Genomic DNA, 20,071 nt, shown 5'->3' on the forward strand with positions numbered 1-20,071 from the left:
ACACATGGAGAACCGTGACCGGCGGGGACCCCTGCGGAAGCCCCTGAACTGCCAGGAATGCCGTAGGGGGTGGCATTCGAGAAATTAGGGGTTGGTCCCCCTGACCGTGCGCGATAGCCTCCCACCAGCTCCAGCTGCCCAATTCTGCTTCCGCATTTGATTTTTCTGTGGAGAGGCAATCCGAGTCGCGATGTCTGGGAACACCGAGATGCACAACGATCCGATCGCCGTTGTCGGACTGGCCTGCCGCCTTCCGCGCGTGACCACCCCGGACGAATTCTGGGCACTGCTCCGTGATGGCGCCGACGCCATTACCGGAATACCCGAGAACCGTTCCGGGGCCACCGGACCCGGCCGGGAAACCGGCCGGGGCGGATTCATCGAGCAGATCGACCGGTTCGACCCGGCATTCTTCGGCATATCGCCGCGGGAAGCCGCCGCCATGGATCCGCAGCAGCGCCTCGTGCTCGAACTCGGCTGGGAGGTGCTGGAGGACGCGGGCGCCCTCCCGTCCTCCCTGGCAGGCAGCCGCACCGGCGTGTTCGTCGGCGCCATCGCGGACGACTACGCGGCCCTCCAGCACCAGCGGGGCCTGCCGGCCCTCACCCAGCACTCGCTGACCGGACTGCAGCGCGGCATCATCGCCAACCGCGTCTCCTACACCCTCGGACTGCGCGGCCCCAGCATGGTCGTGGACACGGGCCAGTCCTCGTCACTGGTCGCCGTCCACATGGCCTGCGACAGCCTGCGGCGCGGAGAGTCGCACATCGCGCTGGCCGGCGGCGTCAACCTCAACATCGCCCCCGAGAGCTTCGTCGGCGCGTCGAGGTTCGGAGCCCTCTCGCCCGACGGCCGGTGCTACACCTTCGACGCCCGGGCCAACGGCTACGTCCGGGGCGAGGGCGGCGCCCTCGTGGTCCTGAAGCCGCTCTCCCGGGCGGTCGCCGACGGCGACCGGGTCTACTGCCTGATCCACGGCTCCGCGACGAACAACGACGGCGGCGGCCTCAGCCTGACCACGCCCGACCGGGCCGGGCAGGAGGAAGTGCTGCGCGAGGCCTACCGGCTCTCCGGGGTCGACCCCGCCGAGGTGCAGTACGTGGAGCTGCACGGCACCGGCACCAAGGTCGGTGACCCGGTCGAGGCGGCGGCCCTCGGAGCGGTACTGGGCGCGGCCCGGTCCGCCGACGCCCCGCTGCGGGTCGGCTCCGCCAAGACCAACGTCGGCCACCTGGAAGGCGCGGCCGGCATCACCGGCCTGCTGAAAACCGTCCTTTCCCTGCGCCACCGGGAACTCCCGCCAAGCCTCAACTTCGAGACGCCCAACCCCGCCATCGCGCTCGACGCGTTGAACCTCCGCGTCCAGACCGAGCTCGAAGCGTGGACCCGCCCCGACGACGGACCCCTGATCGCCGGCGTCAGCTCGTTCGGCATGGGTGGCAGCAACTGCCACATGGTGCTGTCGAGTTGGTCGGGGACGGCGCGCCCCTCGGCCACGTCGCCGGCTGCGCCCGGGGGCACTGGTTCCGTGGTGCCGTGGGTGGTGTCGGGCAAGTCCCCGGCGGCACTGCGCGCCCAGGCCGCGCGGCTGCGTGAGCAGGTGGCGGCGTCGCCGGAACTGTCACCCGTGGACGTGGGCTTCTCGCTCGCGACCGCCCGCACCGCGTTCGAGTACCGCGCCGCCGTGACCGGGCGCGACACCGGTGAACTGGCCATCGCCCTGGAGGCGTTGGCCTCCGGTGACACCACCGGTACGCAGGCGACCGACGGCCGGACGGCGTTCATGTTCACCGGTCAGGGTGCGCAGCGTCTGGGGATGGGTCGGGAGTTGTATGGGGTGTTCCCGGTGTTCGCGGCGGCGTTCGACGAGGTGTGCGCGGTGGTGGACGGGTTTGTGGACCGTCCGCTGCGTGAGGTCGTCTTCGCCGATCCGTCCGACCCTGCGGCGGCGCTCCTGGAGGGCACCGCGTATGCGCAGGTGGCACTGTTCGCCATCGAAGTGGCGCTGTTCCGCCTGGTCGAGTCCTGGGGTGTGCGGGCGGACTTCCTGGTCGGGCACTCCGTCGGCGAACTCGCGGCAGCCCACGTCGCCGGGATCTGGTCCCTCACCGACGCCTGTGCTTTGGTCGCCGCCCGAGGCCGCCTGATGCAGGCCCTCCCCACAGGCGGGGCGATGGTGTCGGTCGTGGCCTCGGAAGAGGACGTGCTGCCGTTCCTGACCGGCTTTGAGGGCCGGGTGGCGGTCGCCGCCGTCAACGGCCCCACCTCCACCGTCCTGTCCGGGGACGAGGACACCGTCCTCGATGTCGTGGCCGCCGGCGGCTGGAAGTCCACCCGGCTGCGGGTCAGCCACGCGTTCCACTCCCCCCGCATGGAACCGATGCTGGAAGAATTCCGGCACATCGCGCAGAGCCTCACCTATCACGAGCCGCGCATCCCCCTGGTGTCGAACGTGACCGGCGACATCGCCGCACCGGAACTGGTGTGCTCGCCCGAGTACTGGGTGCGCCATGTCCGTGAATCGGTGCGCTTCCACGACGGCATGACAACCCTGAGCACTCGTGGAGTGACCCGCTTCGTGGAGCTCGGCCCCGCCGGAGTCCTCACCGCCATGGGCCAGCCCTGCGTCCAGGACGGACAGTTCGTCCCCCTCCTGCGCAAGGACCGCCCCGAAGAGGAAACCGCCGTCACCGCCCTGGCCCGCATGCACACCCTCGGCCTCACCATCGACTGGAACGCCTACTTCACCGGACACGACCCCCACCGGATCGACCTGCCCACCTACGCCTTCCAACGCGACCGCTACTGGCTCGACGCACCGGTCCCCGAGCTCGACGCCGCCGGCACCGAGGAGCCGTCCACCTGGCGGGACCACCTGGCCGCCCTGCCCGACGAGGCCGAGCGGCAGCAGGCCGTCGAGGAACTCGTCCGCAAGCATGCCGCGTTCGTCCTCGGCCACACCACGCCCGAAGCGATCGACACGGACCGGGCGTTCAAGGAACTGGGCTTCGACTCGCTCACCGCGGTCGAACTGCGCAATCAGCTGAACGCCGCCACCGGACTGCGACTGCCCGGCACGATTCTCTTCGACCACCCCACACCCGCGGCCCTGGCCCACCACATCCGTTCGTCCGCCGTGGATGCCGCGGACGCCGCCGACGCCGCAGACCTCGGCGCGCAGGACCGCAACGCCGCCCTCCCCGCGTCGTCCCGGCCGCCGACCGCCGCCGAAGGCGACCACGACCCGATCGCCATCGTCGCGATGAGCTGCCGGCTCCCGGGAGGCGTACGGACCCCCGAAGACCTGTGGGACGTGGTCGCCGCCGGCCGGGACGCCGTGTCGGGATTCCCCACCGAGCGCGGCTGGGACCTGGCGGACCTGTACGACCCCGACCCGTCGAAGCAGGGCAAGAGCTACGTCCGGGAAGGCGGATTCCTCCACGAGGCGGGCTGGTTCGACCCGGCCTTCTTCGGCATCAGCCCCCGTGAGGCACAGGCCATGGACCCCCAGCAGCGCCTGCTGCTGGAAACCTCCTGGGAGGCCCTGGAGCGCGCGGGTGTCCGGCCCGCGTCGCTGAAGGGCAGCCGCTGCGGGGTGTTCGTCGGCGCCATGCCCCAGGACTACGGGCCCCGCATGGAGGAGCCGGCCGAGGGGTACGAGGGCTACCTGCTGACCGGCAGCACCACCAGCGTCATCTCCGGCCGGATCTCCTACACCCTCGGTCTCGAAGGCCCCGCCGTCTCGGTGGACACCGCTTGCTCGGCTTCCCTGACGGCCATCCACCTGGCGGTACAGTCGCTGCGCCGCGACGAGTGCTCCCTGGCGCTGGCCGGCGGTGTCACCGTGATGTCCAGCCCCGGCATCTTCGTCGAGCTCAGCCGGCAGAAGGCGCTCTCCGCCGACGGCCGCTGCAAGGCGTTCTCCGCGCGGGCGGACGGCACCGGCTGGGGCGAGGGCGTCGGCATGCTCCTGCTGGAACGGCTGTCCGACGCCCGGCGCAACGGCCACCAGGTGCTCGCCGTGATCCGCGGCAGCGCCGTCAACCAGGACGGCGCGAGCAACGGCCTGACCGCCCCGCACGGCCCTTCGCAGCAGCGGGTGATCCGGGCGGCGCTCACCGACGCGGGCCTGTCCGCCCGGGACGTGGACGCCGTCGAGGCGCACGGAACGGGCACCGCCCTCGGCGACCCGATCGAGGCCGGGGCGCTGCTCGCCACCTACGGCCAGGACCGGACGGACGGACGGCCCCTCTGGCTCGGCTCGCTGAAGTCCAACTTCGCCCACCCCCAGGCGGCGGCCGGTGTGGCCGGCGTCATCAAGATGGTGATGGCCATCCGCCACGGCCTGCTGCCGCAGACCCTGCACGTCGACGAGCCGTCTCCGCACGTGGACTGGGAGTCGGGCGCCGTACGGCTGCTGACCGACCCGACGCCGTGGCCGTCGACCGGGCGCCCGAGGCGCGCCGGCGTCTCCTCCTTCGGCATCAGCGGCACCAACGCCCACGCCATCATCGAGCAGGCCCCGCAGGAGGCCGACGCACCGCCCGCGCAGGACTCCGGCGGGCAGTGCGCCGCCGGGACGACCACGGCCACGGCGGACCCGGAGCCGGAAACCTCCGCCGCCCTCCCCGGTCCCCTTGCCTGGACGATCTCCGGCAGGACGGAACAGGCACTGCGGGCACAGGCCGAGCGGCTGCGTGCGCACCTCGCGGCCCACCCCGGCGCCGGACTCGCCGACACCGGGTACTCCCTCGCCACCACGCGCACCGCGTTCGGCCACCGCGCCGCGGTCGTCGCGGACGACCGCGAGGGGTTCCTCCAGGGACTCACCGCACTCGCGGACGGCACGACCGCGCCCAACCTGGTGCAGGCCACGGGCGGCGACCGGCGCAGAGTCGCCTTCGTCTTCCCCGGCCAGGGCTCGCAGTGGCTCGGCATGGCACAGGAACTGTGGCACGACTCCCCCGTCTTCGCCGGGCAACTGCGGGCGTGCGCCGACGCGTTCCGGCCGTTCGTCGGCTGGTCGCTGCTGGACGTGCTGCACGGCGAACCGGACGCGCCCTCGCTGGACCGCATCGATGTGATCCAGCCGACGCTGTTCGCGGTGATGGTGTCGCTGGCGGCCGTGTGGCGGTCGTACGGGATCGAGCCTGCGGCCGTGGTCGGACACTCCCAGGGCGAGATCGCCGCAGCGTACGTCGCCGGCGGTCTGACGCTCGAGGACGCGGCCCGCATCGTGGCGCTACGCAGCCTGCTGTGGTCGGAACTCAGCGGGAAGGGCGGCATGATGGCCGTCTCCCTGCCCGCGGACGAGGCCCGCGAACGCATCGGGCGCTGGTCCGACCGGCTGTCGATCGCCGCCGTCAACGGCCCGAGGTTCGTGACCGTCTCCGGCGACCCCGGGGCGCTCGACGAGCTGTTTGCCGCGCTGGAGGCCGAGGGCGTCCAGGCCCGCCGGATCCGCGGTGTCGACACCGCCGGCCACTCCGCCCAGGTGGACATCCTCCGCGACCGCCTGCTGGAGGGGCTGCGGACGGTGACGCCGCTGGCCTCCCGCATCCCCTTCTACTCCACCGTGACCGGCGGCCGGCTGGACACCCGCGAGCTGGACACGCGCTACTGGTACCGGAACATCCGCGACACGGTCGAATTCGAGCAGGCCGGGCGGGAGCTGCTGGCCGCGGGCTGCACCGGATTCGTCGAATGCAGCCCCCACCCGGTGCTGGCGACGGCTCTCCAGGAGACGGCCGAGGACGCCGGGGCCGACATCGCCGTCGTGGGAACGCTGCGCCGCGAGGAAGGCGGAGCGCGGCGCTTTCTCACCTCCCTCGCGCAGGCCCAGGTCCAGGGGATCGAACCCGACTGGGAGGCCGTCTTCGCCGGGCACGGCGCGCGGCGGGTGGAGCTCCCGACCTACGCCTTCCAGCGCGAGCTGCACTGGCTCTCCCGCCCCGCCCCGGCCGGTGACGTGTCGACGGCGGGTCTGGAGCCGGCCGACCACCCGCTGCTCGGCGCCGCGGTCGCCCTGGCCGGCGCGGACGGTTATCTGTTCACCGGCCGCCTCGCCGTGCGGACGCACCCCTGGCTCGCCCACCACACGGCGCTGGGAACCCCGGTGCTGCCGGGCAGCGCCTTCGTCGAACTCGCCGTCCGCGCCGGGGACCACGTCGGGTACGAGCGGATCGAGGAACTGATCGTCGAAGCGCCGCTGGCCCTTCCCGCCGAGGGCGCGGTGGTGATCCAGGTCCGTCTGGGCGCGGCCGAGGACGACCGCCGGACGATCGAGGTGTACGCGCGGCCGGAGCAGGCCGGGCCGGAGCAGCCCTGGCGGCGGCATGCCACAGGTCTCCTGGCGGCCGGCGGCACGGCTGAGCCGTTCGACCTGACGGCCTGGCCGCCGGCCGGCGCGGTTCCGGCGGAGGGCGCCGGGGCGGACGGGATCACCGCCCTGTGGCGGCTCGGCGACGAGGTGTACGCCGAGGCCGCCCTCACCGAGGACACCACGGGCGAGGCCGCGCTGTTCGGCCTGCACCCCGCGCTGCTGGAGGCCGCCCTGGGCGCGGCGGACGCGGTCGGCCGTGACGACGACGGTGCCGCGGGCGCGGACCACGACGCCCGGCTGGCGTTCGCCTGGAAGGGCGTCTCGCTCCAGGCGACCGGTGCGTCCCACCTGCGCGTCCGGCTGACCCCCACCGGCCCCGACGGGGTGTCCGTCGCGCTCGCCGACCCGACCGGCCGGCCCGTGGCGGCCATCGACGAGGTGGCGCTGCGGGCGACCCGCCCGGAGGAGATCCAGGGCGGCCGGCCCGCGTTCCACCAGTCGTTGCAGCGCGTGACGTGGAGCCCGGTATCCGGCGGCGGATCGCCCGGGCCCCGCCGATGGGCGGTCCTCGGCGACGACGGCCTCGGACTGCGTGCCGGCCTCAACCTGCCGGCTTTCCGCATGGACGCGGACCCGGCCGACGCACCGGACACGGCCGCACCGGACACGGTGCTGACGGCCTGCACCCTGCCCCACGGCACCGCCACGGGGACCGCGGACGCCGTACGGGACGTCACGCACCGGGCGCTGGCGCTCGTACAGCGCTGGCTCTCCGACGAGCGGTTCGCCTCCTCCCGGCTGGTGTTCGTGACCCGGGGCGCGGTGGCGACCGCCCCCGACGAGGACGTGCCCGATCCGGCCCACGCCGCCCTGTGGGGGCTGATCCGGTCCGCGCAGACCGAGGAGCCGGACCGGTTCGTGCTCGTGGACCTCGACGCGGACCCGGAGTCGCTGCGCGCCCTCCCGGCCGCGCTGGCCTCCGGTGAGCCGCAGAGCGCCGTCCGCGCCGGCGCCGTGCTCGCTCCCCGGCTCGCCCGGGTACCGGCCGACGCCCCGGCCGCTCCCCCGCGCTTCGACCCGGACGGCACCGTACTGATCACCGGCGGAACCGGGACGCTGGGCGCCCTGGCAGCCCGTCACGCCGTGACCGAGTACGGCGTACGGCACCTGCTGCTGGTCGGGCGCCGCGGACTCGCCGCCGAGGGCGCGAAGGAGCTGCGGTCCGAACTGACCGCGGCCGGCGCCTCGGTGACGGTGGCCGCCTGCGACGTCGCGGACCGCGAATCGCTCGCGGACCTGCTGGCCCGCGTACCCGCCGAGCATCCGCTGACCGCGGTGATCCACACGGCCGGCGTCCTGGACGACGGCGTCGTCGCGGCCCTGACCCCGGCGCGGGTCGACGCGGTCCTGCGGCCCAAGGTGGACGCGGCGGTGAACCTGCACGAGCTGACCGCCGGCCTGGACCTGACCGCCTTCGTGCTGTACTCCTCCGTCGTCGCCACCATCGGCGGCGCCGGCCAGGCGAACTACGCCGCGGCCAACGCGTTCCTGGACGCCCTGGCCCACCGCCGCCGGGCGCACGGCCTGGCCGGCCAGTCGCTGGCCTGGGGCCTGTGGGCCGAGCGCAGCACCATGAGCGTCCACCTGGACGACACCGATGTGCAGCGGATGGCACGGTCCGGCGTCGCCGTCATGCCCTCCGCGGAAGGCATGGCCCTGTTCGACACCGCCCTCGCGGTGGGCGATGCCGCGCTCGTACCGGCACGCCTGGACCTGGCGGCGCTGCGCGCCCAGGCCGACACCCGGCCCGTACCCCACCTGTTCCGGGGCCTGGTACGGATGCCGAACCGGCGGGCGGCACAGGGCCTCGCCGACTCCGGCACCTCCTCGCTGGCCCAGCAGCTGGCGGGGCTGCCCGAGCCGGAGCGCCACCGGTTCCTGCTGGACCTGGTGCGCTCGCACGCCGCGGCCGTCCTCGGGCACGGCTCCCCGGAGGCGATCGCCCCGACCCGGGCGTTCCGCGAGGTCGGCTTCGACTCGCTGACCGCGGTGGAACTCCGCAACCGGCTGAACACGGCCACCGGGCTGCGGCTGCCGACCAGTCTCCTCTTCGACTACCCGACCCCCGAAACACTCGCCGCGCACATCCGCACCGCCGCACTCGGGGAGCCGGACACCGCCGCACCCGCGCCGGCGACGGCGGGAGCGGCCGCCGCTTCGGACGACGACCCGATCGCCGTCGTCGCGATGAGCTGCCGGTTCCCCGGCGGCGTGCGGAGCCCGGAGGACCTGTGGCGGCTGGTGGCCGACGGCGGCGACGTGATCTCCACCTTCCCCACCGACCGGAACTGGAACGTCGAAGAGCTCTACGACCCCAACCCCGACCAGCGGGGCAAGACCTACGCCAAGGAAGGCGGATTCCTCTACGACGCCTACGACTTCGACCCGGAGTTCTTCGGGATCTCGCCGCGTGAGGCGCTGGCGATGGACCCCCAGCAGCGCCTGCTGCTGGAGACCTCCTGGGAGGTCGTGGAGCGCGCGGGCATCGACCCGTCCAGCCGGCGCGGTACGCCGACGGGCGTGTTCATCGGCACCAACGGGCAGGACTACGCCTCGCACCTGCGGCAGCTGCCCGAAGACCTGGAGGGCTACCTGCTGACCGGCAAGGCCGCCAGCGTGGTCTCCGGCCGCATCGCGTACACCATGGGCCTGGAGGGCCCGGCGGTGACGGTCGACACGGCCTGCTCGTCGTCGCTGGTGGCGCTGCACCTGGCGGCGGAGTCGCTGCGCCGGGGCGAGTGCTCGATGGCGCTGGCCGGCGGTGTCACCGTGATGTCCACCCCCAGCCTCTTCATCGAGTTCAGTCGGCAGCGCGGACTGGCCCGCGACAGTCGCTCCAAGGCGTTCTCCGCGGCCGCCGACGGAACGAGCTGGGCCGAGGGGGCCGGAATGCTGCTCCTGGAGCGGCTGTCCGACGCGCGGCGCAACGGGCACCGGGTGCTCGCCGTGATCCGGGGCAGCGCGATCAACCAGGACGGCGCCAGCAACGGGCTGAGTGCGCCGAACGGCCCTTCGCAGCAGCGGGTGATCCGGGCCGCGCTGGCCAACGCCCGGCTGAAGCCCGAACAGGTCGACGTCGTGGAGGCGCACGGCACCGGGACGACGCTGGGTGACCCCATCGAGGCCGGTGCCCTGCTGGCGACCTACGGCCAGGGGCGTTCCGTGGAGCGGCCGTTGTGGCTGGGGGCGCTGAAGTCCAACCTCGGTCACACGCAGGCCGCTTCCGGTGTGGCCGGCGTCATCAAGATGGTGATGGCGATGCGGCACGGCGTGCTGCCCGCGACCCTGCACGCCGACGAGCCGTCCCCGCACGTCGACTGGTCGGCGGGCGCGGTCGAGCTGCTGACCGAGGCCCGCCCCTGGCCCCAGACCGGCGCCCCGCGCCGGGCCGGTGTGTCCGCGTTCGGGATCAGCGGCACCAACGCACACACCATCCTGGAACAGGCACCGGAAACCGACGACGAACCCTCGGCCACGTCGCCGGCTGCGCCCGAGGGCACTGGTTCCGTGGTGCCGTGGGTGGTGTCGGGCAAGTCCCCGGCCGCACTGCGCGCCCAGGCCGCACGGCTGCGCGAGCAGGTGGCGGCGTCGCCGGAACTGTCACCCGTGGACGTGGGCTTCTCGCTCGCGACCGCCCGCACGGCCTTCGAGTACCGCGCCGCCGTGACCGGGCGCGACCGCGAAGAACTGCTGTGTGCCCTGGAAGAAGTCGCGAACGACGACACCACCGGTACGCAGGCGACCGACGGCCCGACCGCGTTCATGTTCACCGGTCAGGGTGCGCAGCGGGTCGGTATGGGTCGGGAGTTGTATGGGGTGTTCCCGGTGTTCGCGGCGGCGTTCGACGAGGTGTGTGCGGTGGTGGACGGGTTTGTGGACCGTCCGCTGCGTGAGGTCGTCTTCGCCGATCCGTCCGACCCTGCGGCGGCGCTCCTGGAAGGCACCGCGTATGCGCAGGTGGCACTGTTCGCCGTCGAAGTGGCGCTGTTCCGCCTGGTCGAGTCCTGGGGCGTGCGGGCGGACTTCCTGGTCGGGCACTCCGTCGGCGAACTCGCGGCAGCCCACGTCGCCGGGGTGTGGTCCCTCACCGACGCCTGTGCTTTGGTGGCCGCCCGAGGCCGCCTGATGCAAGCCCTCCCCACAGGCGGGGCCATGGTCTCGGTCATCGCCCCGGAAGAGGACGTGCTGCCGTTCCTCGCCGGCCATGAGGGCCGGGTGGCGGTCGCCGCCGTCAACGGCCCCACCTCCACCGTCCTGTCCGGGGACGAGGACACCGTCCTCGATGTCGTGGCCGCCGGCGGCTGGAAGTCCACGCGGCTGCGGGTCAGCCACGCCTTCCACTCCCCCCGCATGGAACCGATGCTGGAAGAATTCCGGCACATCGCGCAGAGCCTCGAATACTCCGAGCCGCGCATCCCCCTGGTGTCGAACGTGACCGGCGACATCGCCGCACCGGAGCTGGTGTGCTCGCCGGAGTACTGGGTGCGTCATGTCCGTGACTCGGTGCGGTTCCACGACGGCATGACAACCCTCAACGCCCGCGGAGTGACCCGCTTCATCGAGCTCGGCCCCGCCGGAGTCCTCACCGCCATGGGCCAGTCCTGCGTCCAGGACGGACAGTTCATCCCCCTCCTGCGCAAGGACCGCCCCGAGGAGGAAACCGCCGTCACCGCCCTGGCCCGCATGCACACCCTCGGCCTCACCATCGACTGGAACGCGTTCTTCACCGGACACAACCCCCACCGGATCGACCTGCCCACCTACGCCTTCCAACGCGACCGCTACTGGTTCGCGACACCCGCCGTCCCCGACGCGCCGACGGCCGGAGCACACGGCATCGCCTCCGCGTCGTCGTCCGACTCCGTGGACGTGCGTTTCTGGGAGGCGGTCGAGGGCCAGGACCCGGACGCGCTGGCCGCGATGCTCGAAGTCGACCCCGCCACGCCGCTGAGCGGCATGGTGCCCCTGCTGTCCTCCTGGCGCCGCAGGCAGAACGACCACGCCACCACGGAGGCGTGGCGGTACCGGATCGCCTGGCACCCGGTGGCCGCCGAGCCGCGCGGCGTCCTGTCCGGCACCTGGCTGGTGGCCGTTCCGGCGGTTCCGGCCGCAGGAGCCGGCGGCGACGCACAGGCCGCCGTCCTGCGCGCCCTGCGGGAGCGCGGAGCGCGGGCGGTCACCGTCGAACTGGCCGAGGACGATCGCGACGCGGTCGCCGCCCGGCTGCGGGAGGCCGCGGCCGGCGAGACACCGGCGGGCGTGCTGTCCCTGCTCGCCCTCGCCGACGGTCCGCACCCGGGGCGCCCGGTCCTGCCGTACGGTCTGGCGCTGAACCTGGCGCTGGTGCAGGCGCTCGGGGACACGCGGATCCACTGCCCCCTGTGGCTCGCGACCCGCACCGCCGTCTCGGTGAGCCCGACCGACCCCGTCGACCGCCCCGAGCAGGCGACCGTCTGGGGCCTGGGCCGCGTGGTCGGCCTGGAGCACCCCGAGCGCTGGGGCGGCCTGGTCGATCTGCCCGCCACCGTCGACGAGCGCGCCGCGGCCCGGCTGGCCGGAGTCCTCGCCGCCGAGGGCGACGAGGACCAGCTGGCGGTGCGCACCGCGGGCGTGTTCGTACGTCGGCTGGTGCACGCCCCGCTGGGCGCGCCGGCCGACGAGGTCAAGTGGCAGCCCAACGGCACCGTTCTGATCACCGGTGGCACCGGCGGTCTGGGGGCGCAGGTGGCCCGCTGGCTGGCCCGTACCGGGGCCGAGCACCTGGTGCTCACCAGCCGGCGCGGTTCCGCGGCGCCGGGCGCCGCGGACCTCGCGGCCGAACTGCGGGGCCTGGGCGCCCGGGTGACGGTCGCCGCGTGCGACGTCGCGGACCGTGCGGCGCTGGCCGGGCTGCTGCACGGCCTGGAGGCCGAAGGATCGCCGGTGCGTGCGGTGTTCCACGCCGCCGGGGTGGTCCACTTCCAGCAGATCGCCGACAGCACGCCGGCCGACTTCGCGGCCATGGCCGAGGGCAAGGTGTCCGGAGCCGTCCATCTCGACGAGCTTCTGGACGGGCCCCGCGTCGAGGCATTCGTGCTCTTCTCGTCCGTCGCGGCCGCCTGGGGCAGCGGCGGCCAGGGCGCCTACGCCGCGGCCAACTCCTTCCTGGACGCGCTCGCCGAGAAGCGCCGGGCCCGCGGCCTGGCGGCCACCTCGGTGGCCTGGGGCCCCTGGGCGGACAAGGGCATGATCGAGGGCGACGGGGTGGAGGAGCACCTGAGCCGCCGGGGGCTGCCCCCGATGGCGCCGGACCTGACGGTGGCGGCCCTGCACGGGGCGCTGGCCCGCCAGGAGACGACGCTGGTCCTCGCCGACGTCCGGTGGGACCGGTTCGTGCCGGGCTTCACCGCCGCCCGCCGCCGCCCGCTCATCGACGAACTGCCCGAGGTCCGGCGGGCGCTGGAAGCGGCCGCAGAACCCGGGGCCGCCGCACCGGAGAGCACCGGCAGCGTGACGGACGGCCTGGCCGGCCTGCCGGACGCCGAGCGGGAGCGGCTGCTGACGGATCTGGTGCGTACGCACACCGCGGCCGTCCTCGGACACTCCACCCCGGACGCGATCGCCGACGACCGCGCCTTCAAGGAGCTGGGGTTCGACTCGCTCACGGCCGTGGAGCTGCGCAACCGGCTCAACGCCGCCACCGGGCTGTCGCTGCCCGCCACGCTGATCTTCGACTATCCCGCCCCGGCTCCGCTCGCCCGGTTCCTGCGGGCCGAGCTGTTCCCGCAGCAGCCGATGACGGCCGACTCGGTCCTCGACGACCTGGACCGGTGGGAGCAGGCGCTGGCGGAGCTCACCGCGGACACCGGCGTACGGGAGCGGCTCACCACCCGCCTGCAGAGCCTCGTGGCACGGCTCGAAAGCACCGCTGGCACCGCCCCGCAGAGCGGCGCCGCGGCCTCGGTCGAGGAGCAGCTGATGGCTGCTTCCGCCGACGAGATCTTCAATCTGATCGACAACGACTTCGGGGCGTCCTGATGGCCAACGAGCAAGAAGAGAAGCTTCTCGGCTACCTCAAGCGGGTCACCGCCGACCTGCACCGGGCCCGCCAGCGCCTGCAGGAGGTGCAGGACAAGGAGCGGGAGCCGATCGCGATCGTGGGCATGGGCTGCCGCTTCCCCGGCGGGGTCCGCTCGCCCGAGGACCTGTGGGAGCTGGTCGCCGAGGGCCGGGACGCGGTCTCCGCGTTCCCCACCGACCGCGGCTGGAACGTGGACGCCCTCTACGACCCGGACCCGGCCGTCTCCGGCACCTGCTACACCCGGCAGGGCGGCTTCCTCTACGACGCCGGCCAGTTCGACCCCGCCTTCTTCGGGATCTCGCCGCGCGAGGCGCTGGCGATGGACCCGCAGCACCGGCTGCTCCTCGAAGTCTCCTGGGAGGCCGTCGAACGCGCCGGGATCGACCCGCTGTCGCTGAAGGGGGAGAAAGCGGGCGTCTTCGTCGGCGCGACCTCCTTCCAGTACGGCGGGGACCCGGCGGTGGCGGACCCGGGCGTCGAGGGCCATCTGCTGATCGGCAACGTCACCAGCGTGGCCTCGGGCCGGATCTCCTACACCCTCGGTCTCGAAGGGCCCGCCGTCACCCTGGACACCGCGTGCTCGTCCTCGCTGGTGACCCTCCACCTGGCCGTTCAGTCGCTGCGCCGGGGCGAGTGCTCGCTGGCCCTGGCGGGTGGCGCCGCGATCATGGCCAACCCCGGTGTCTTCGTCGAGTTCAGCCGTCAGCGCGGCCTGGCCCCCGACGGCCGCTGCAAGGCCTTCGCCGCGGCCGCCGACGGCACCGGCTGGGGCGAGGGCGCGGGCATGGTGCTGCTGGAGCGGCTGTCGGACGCGCGGCGCAACGGGCACCCGGTGCTGGCGGTCGTCCGGGGCAGCGCGATCAACCAGGACGGCGCGAGCAACGGCCTCAGCGCGCCCAACGGCCCCGCCCAGCAGCGGGTCATCCAGCAGGCGCTGGCCGCGGCCGAACTGACCACGGCCGACGTCGACATGGTGGAGGCGCACGGCACCGGCACCAGGCTCGGCGACCCCATCGAGGCACAGGCGCTGCTGGCCACCTACGGCCGGGGCCGGCCGGCCGGTCAGCCGCTGTGGCTCGGCTCGCTGAAGTCCAGCATCGGCCACACCCAGGCGGCCGCCGGGGTCGGCGGGATCATCAAGACCGTCCTGGCGATCCGTCGGGGAGTGCTGCCCAAGTCCCTGCACATCGACGAGCCCTCGCACGACGTGGACTGGTCGGCCGGCGCCGTGTCGCTGCTCCGCGACGAGACGCCGTGGCCGGAGCTGGGACGCCCACGCCGGGGCGCGGTGTCGGCGTTCGGGGTCAGCGGCACCAACGCGCACGTCATCCTGGAGCAGGCCCCGGCCGAGGAAGACCCGGAGACGGACGACGCGGCGGCCCCGGCCCCGGTGCCGTGGACGCTGTCCGGCCGTACCGACGCCGCGCTGCGGGCCCGCGCCGTACAACTGCGCCAGCACCTGGACCGCCACCCGGAGTACGGCCCGGCCGAGATCGGGGCGGCACTCGCCCGCACCCGGTCCGCGTTCGAGCACCGCGCGGTCGTGGTCGGCCGCACCCGCGAGGACTTCCGCACCGCTCTGGACGCGCTCGCCGCCGGCGGCGCCGCCGCGGGGCTGGCCGAGGGCGTCGCGGTGAACACCACCCGTCCGGTCTTCCTGTTCCCCGGCCAGGGCTCGCAGTGGGCGGGTATGGCGGGAGAACTGCTCGAAACCTCGCCCGTGTTCGCCCGGACGATGGCCGACTGCGAGCGCGCCCTGGCGCCGTTCGTGGACTGGTCGCTGGACGAGGTGGTGCGGGGAGCGCCGGGCGCGCCCTCGACGGAACGCGTGGACGTGGTCCAGCCGCTGCTGTTCGCGGTGATGGTGGCCCTCGCCGCCGTCTGGCGCTCCCACGGCGTGGAGCCCGCCGCCGTGGCGGGTCACTCCCAGGGGGAGATCGCGGCGGCGTGTGTGGCGGGCGCGCTGTCGCTGGAGGACGCCGCGCGCGTGGTCGCCCTGCGCAGCCGGGCGCTGCGGGCGCTGTCCGGGGACGGCGGGATGATGTCGGTCTCGCTGCCGCAGGACGAACTCGTCGAGCGCATGGCGCCGTGGGGCGAGCGTCTGTCGCTGGCGGCGGTCAACGGCCCCGGCTCGATGGTGGTCTCCGGCGAACCCGAGGCGCTGCGCGAGCTGCTGGCGTCCTGCGAGGCCGACGGCGTCCGGGCACGGATCATCCCCGTCGACTACGCCTCGCACTCGCGGCAGGTGGAGCGGATCCACGGACAGTTGCTGGAACTCCTCGCCCCGATCAGTCCCCGCCCGTCCGAGACCGTCTTCTACTCGACGGTCACCGGCGGCCCCGTCGACACCTCCGTCCTGAACGCGGAGTACTGGGCCCGGAACCTGCGGCAGACGGTCCAGCTGGAGCAGGCCACCCGCCGGATACTGGCCGCGGGCCACCGGGTGATCATCGAGGTGAGCCCCCATCCGGTCCTGGCCTTCGCCGTGCAGGAGACCATCGAGGCGGTCGGCGCGGAGGCGGCCGTGGTCGGTTCGCTGCGCCGCGACGAGGGCGGCCCCGACCGGATGCTGCTGTCGCTGGCACAGGCGTACGTCCGCGGTGCCGCGGTCGACTGGGCGGCCGTCCACACCGGGCGGCGCACCCGCCCGGTGGACCTGCCCACCTATCCGTTCCAGCGGCAGCGCTACTGGCTGGAGACCGCCGTCGCGCCGTCCGCGACCGGGCAGGACCCGGCGGAAGCCGCCTTCTGGGCGGCGGTGGAGCGCGAAGACCTCCCGGCGCTGGCCGCGACGCTGGACGCCGGCACCGCATTCGGCGCCGGCACCGGCGACGCGGCCGAGGCCGCGGACCCCGGTACGGCCGCCGCGCTGCGGGCGGCGCTGCCCCTGCTGTCCTCGTGGCGCCGTCGGCGGACGGACGGCGCGGCGCTGGACTCCTGGCGGTACCGGATCGGCTGGCGGCCGCTCCCCGAGCCGGCCGCCGCGCCGCTCACCGGCACCTGGCTCGTCGCCGTACCGGCAGGACACACCGCGGACCAGCCGGTCACGGCCGTTCTCACCGGCCTCGTCGGCCTCGGCGCGGACCTCGTCCCCGTCGAGATCACCACCGGCACGGACCGCACCGCCCTGGCCGAGCTGATCGGCGCGACGCTGAAGGACACCGACGCGGCACCCGCCGGGGTGCTCTCACTGCTCGCCCTCGACGAGGCACCCCAGCCCGGCGCCCCGTCCGTACCCGCAGGGCTCGCCCTCACCATGACGCTGGTTCAGGCGCTGGGCGACACCGGGACCGAGGCACCGCTGTGGCTGGCGACCCGGGGAGCGGTGTCGACCGACGCCTCCGACCGGCTCGACAGCCCCGCCCAGGCGGCCGTCTGGGGGCTGGGCGCGGTGATCGGTCTGGAGTCCCCGCAGCGCTGGGGCGGCCTGGTCGACCTGCCGGCGGTCCTCGACGACCGGGCCCTGGCCCGGCTGGCCGCCGTGCTCGCCGGTCGGGCCGACGCGGGCGGCGGCGAGTCCGAGGACCAGCTCGCGGTGCGGCGCCCGGGCGTGTTCGCCCGCCGTCTGCTCCGCGCCGCCGCGCCGCCCCCCGCAGCCGGCTGGCGGCCCGGCGGCACCGTCCTGATCACCGGTGGGACCGGCGGGGCGGGCGCCGGAGTGGCTCGCAGACTGGCCGGGGAGGGCGCCGAGCACCTGGTGCTGATCAGCCGGCGCGGCGGCGCGGCACCCGGCGCCGGGGAACTGGAGGCCGAACTCACCGCGTCCGGTGTCCGGGTCACGGTCGCGGCCTGCGACGTCGCGGACCGCGCCGCGCTCGCCGAACTGCTGGGCTCCCTGCCGCGGGACCTGCCGGTGACCGCGGTGGTGCACGCCGCAGGTGTGCTCGACGACGGCGTCCTCGACTCCCTGACGGCCGAAGAGGCCGACCGGACCCTGCGGCCGAAGGTCACCGGGGCGCTGAACCTGCACGAACTCACCAAGGACTGCGACCTGTCCGCGTTCGTACTCTTCTCCTCCATCGCCGGCACCGTGGGCGCCGCCGGTCAAGGGAGCTACGCCGCGGCCAACGCCGTCCTGGACGCGCTCGCGCGGCAGCGGCACGCGGACGGGCTGGCCGCCACCTCGGTGGCCTGGAGCGCTCTCGCCGACGGCGGGATGATCGACGCGGCGGTGGCGGACCAGCTGCGGCGCCGCGGTGCGGCCCCCATGCCCGGCGACCGCGCCGGCGACGCGCTGCTGCGGGCGGCGGGCGGCGACGAGCCGTTCCAGGTGGTCGCCGACCTCGACTGGGAACGGTTCGCGCCCGCGCTCGCCGCCGGCCGGCCGCTGCCCCTGCTGCGCGACCTGCCGGAGGCCCTGGCGGCCCTCACGTCCGCATCGGGCCCGGAGGGCGAGGACCGCGACGACTCCGAGGCCCTGCTGCGGCGCATCGCCCCGCTGGGCGACGCGGACCGGCAGCGGGTGCTGCGCGACCTGGTCAGGTCGCTGGCCGCCGTCGTACTCGGCTACCCCGACTCCACCGCGGTCGAGGCCGACCGGGCCTTCAAGGAGCTGGGTTTCGACTCGCTCACCGCCGTGGAGCTGCGCAACCGCCTGAGCGTGGCCACCGGGCTCAGGCTGCCGGTCACGCTGGTCTTCGACCACCCCACCGCCGCCGCTCTCGCCGCCCACCTCGACGCCGAACTGCTGCCCGACGGCGGCTCGCCCGCCGGGCCCGTCCTCGCCGAACTGGACCGGCTGGAGGCGTCACTGGCCACGGTGGGCGCCGACGAGGCCGCCCGCGCCGCGGTCTCCGAACGCCTGCAGTCCCTGCTGCGCACCTGGTCCGGCGCCCCCGGGCAGCAGAGCGCCGTCGACGACCTCGAGGCGGCCACCGACGAGGAGATGTTCGACCTCCTGGACCAGGAACTCGACGACATCGCATGAACCACCGCACACCCACCCACGGCCTTCCGTTTCACGGTCTTCGAGGAGCTGACGAGTGATGGAGAACGAAGCGAAGCTTCGCGACTACCTCAAGCGGACAACCGCCAATCTGCGCGTGGCCCGTCAGAGCCTGGAGGAACTCAAGGAGAAGGAGCACGAGCCGATCGCCGTCGTGGCGATGGGCTGCCGCCTCCCGGGAGGCGTACGGACCCCCGAGGAGCTGTGGGACCTCGTCGCCGAGGGGCGGGACGCGATCGCGCCGTTCCCCACCGACCGCGGCTGGGACCTCGACACGCTCTACGACCCGGACCCGGATCGCCAGGGCAGGACCTACGTCCGTGAGGGCGGATTCCTCGACGGCGTCGACCGGTTCGACGCCCCGTTCTTCGGCATCTCGCCACGTGAGGCGCTGTCGATGAACCCCCAGCAGCGGCTGCTGCTGGAAGTCGCCTGGGAAACGCTCGAGCACGCCGGGATCACTCCGGCCTCGCTGCGCGGCTCGCGGACGGGGGTGTTCATCGGGGCCACGGACTTCGACTACGGCAGCAATGTCACGGACCTCCCCGAAGGCCTGGAAGGCCAGATGTCGCTGGGTGCCTCCGGCGCGATCCTGTCCGGCCGCGTCGCGTACACCCTCGGCCTGGAGGGGCCGGCCCTCACGGTCGACACCGCCTGCTCGTCGTCGCTGGTGGCCCTGCACCTGGCCTGCCAGTCGCTGCGCAAGGGCGAGTCGTCGATGGCGCTGACCGGGGGGACCACCGTGATGGCCACCCCGACCGGATTCATCGAGTACAGCCGTCAGCGGGCCCTGTCCCCGACCGCCCGCTGCCGGGCGTTCGCCGCGGCGGCCGACGGCACCGTGTGGGCGGAGGGCGTCGGTGTGCTGCTGCTGGAGCGGCTCTCCGACGCCCAGCGCAACGGGCACCCGGTGCTGGCCGTCGTCCGGGGCAGCGCGATCAACCAGGACGGCGCCAGCAACGGCCTGACCGCGCCGAACGGCCCCGCCCAGCAGCGGGTGATCCGGGCCGCGCTGGCCAACGCCCGGCTGAAGCCCGAACAGGTCGACATCGTGGAGGCGCACGGTACGGGGACGACGCTGGGCGACCCGATCGAGGCCGGTGCCCTGCTGGCGACGTACGGTCAGGGGCGGCCCGCGGACCGGCCACTGTGGCTGGGCTCGCTGAAGTCCAACCTCGGTCACGCGGCGGCGGCCTCCGGCGTGGCCGGGATCATCAAGACGGTGATGGCCCTGCGGCACGGCGTGCTGCCCGCGACCCTGCACGTGGACCAGCCGTCGCAGAAGGTGGACTGGGAGTCCGGCGCGGTGCGGCTGCTGACCGAGGCCCGGCCGTGGCCGCGGGGCGAGGAGCCCCAGCGGGCCGGCGTCTCCTCCTTCGGGGCCAGCGGCACCAACGCCCACACGATCATCGAGGAACCCCCGGCGGACGTCCCCGAGGCCGGGGCGTCCGACGCCCCGGCCCAGGACGAGCAGGACGAGCCCACCGCCACTGCTGCGCCGCTGGGTTCGGGTGTGGTGCCGTTGGTGGTGTCGGCGCGCAGTGCCGGGTCGTTGCGGGGGCAGGCCGAACGGCTCGGTGCGCTGGTGGACGGCCGTGCCGGTACGGAGCTGGGCGGGGTGGGCTTCTCGCTGGTGTCCTCACGCGCCCTGTTCGAGCACCGCGCGGTCGTGCTCGCGGAAAAC

The 20,071-nt window shown here is 74.0% G+C and carries 3 protein-coding genes; all 3 read left to right on the forward strand.

Going from position 1 to position 20,071, the window contains the following annotated elements:
* The first annotated feature begins 208 nt into the window (after positions 1 to 208).
* Positions 209 to 13,399, forward strand: coding sequence for a type I polyketide synthase (locus ACIO5D_RS36755; RefSeq protein ID WP_400800575.1), 13,191 nt, complete (start codon positions 209 to 211; stop codon positions 13,397 to 13,399).
* On the forward strand, positions 13,396 to 18,369 hold the full coding sequence (locus ACIO5D_RS36760) for a type I polyketide synthase (protein WP_400800583.1): 4,974 nt from the start codon (positions 13,396 to 13,398) through the stop codon (positions 18,367 to 18,369). The genes ACIO5D_RS36755 and ACIO5D_RS36760 overlap by 4 nt, the downstream gene beginning before the upstream one ends.
* A gap of 58 nt (positions 18,370 to 18,427) precedes the next feature.
* Positions 18,428 to 20,071, forward strand: a 1,644-nt coding sequence (locus tag ACIO5D_RS36765; RefSeq protein ID WP_400800578.1) for a type I polyketide synthase, incomplete at its 3' end; no start/stop codon positions are given.

This window comes from Kitasatospora sp. NPDC087315, from assembly GCF_044744345.1.
In the GTDB taxonomy this organism is placed as follows: domain Bacteria; phylum Actinomycetota; class Actinomycetes; order Streptomycetales; family Streptomycetaceae; genus Kitasatospora.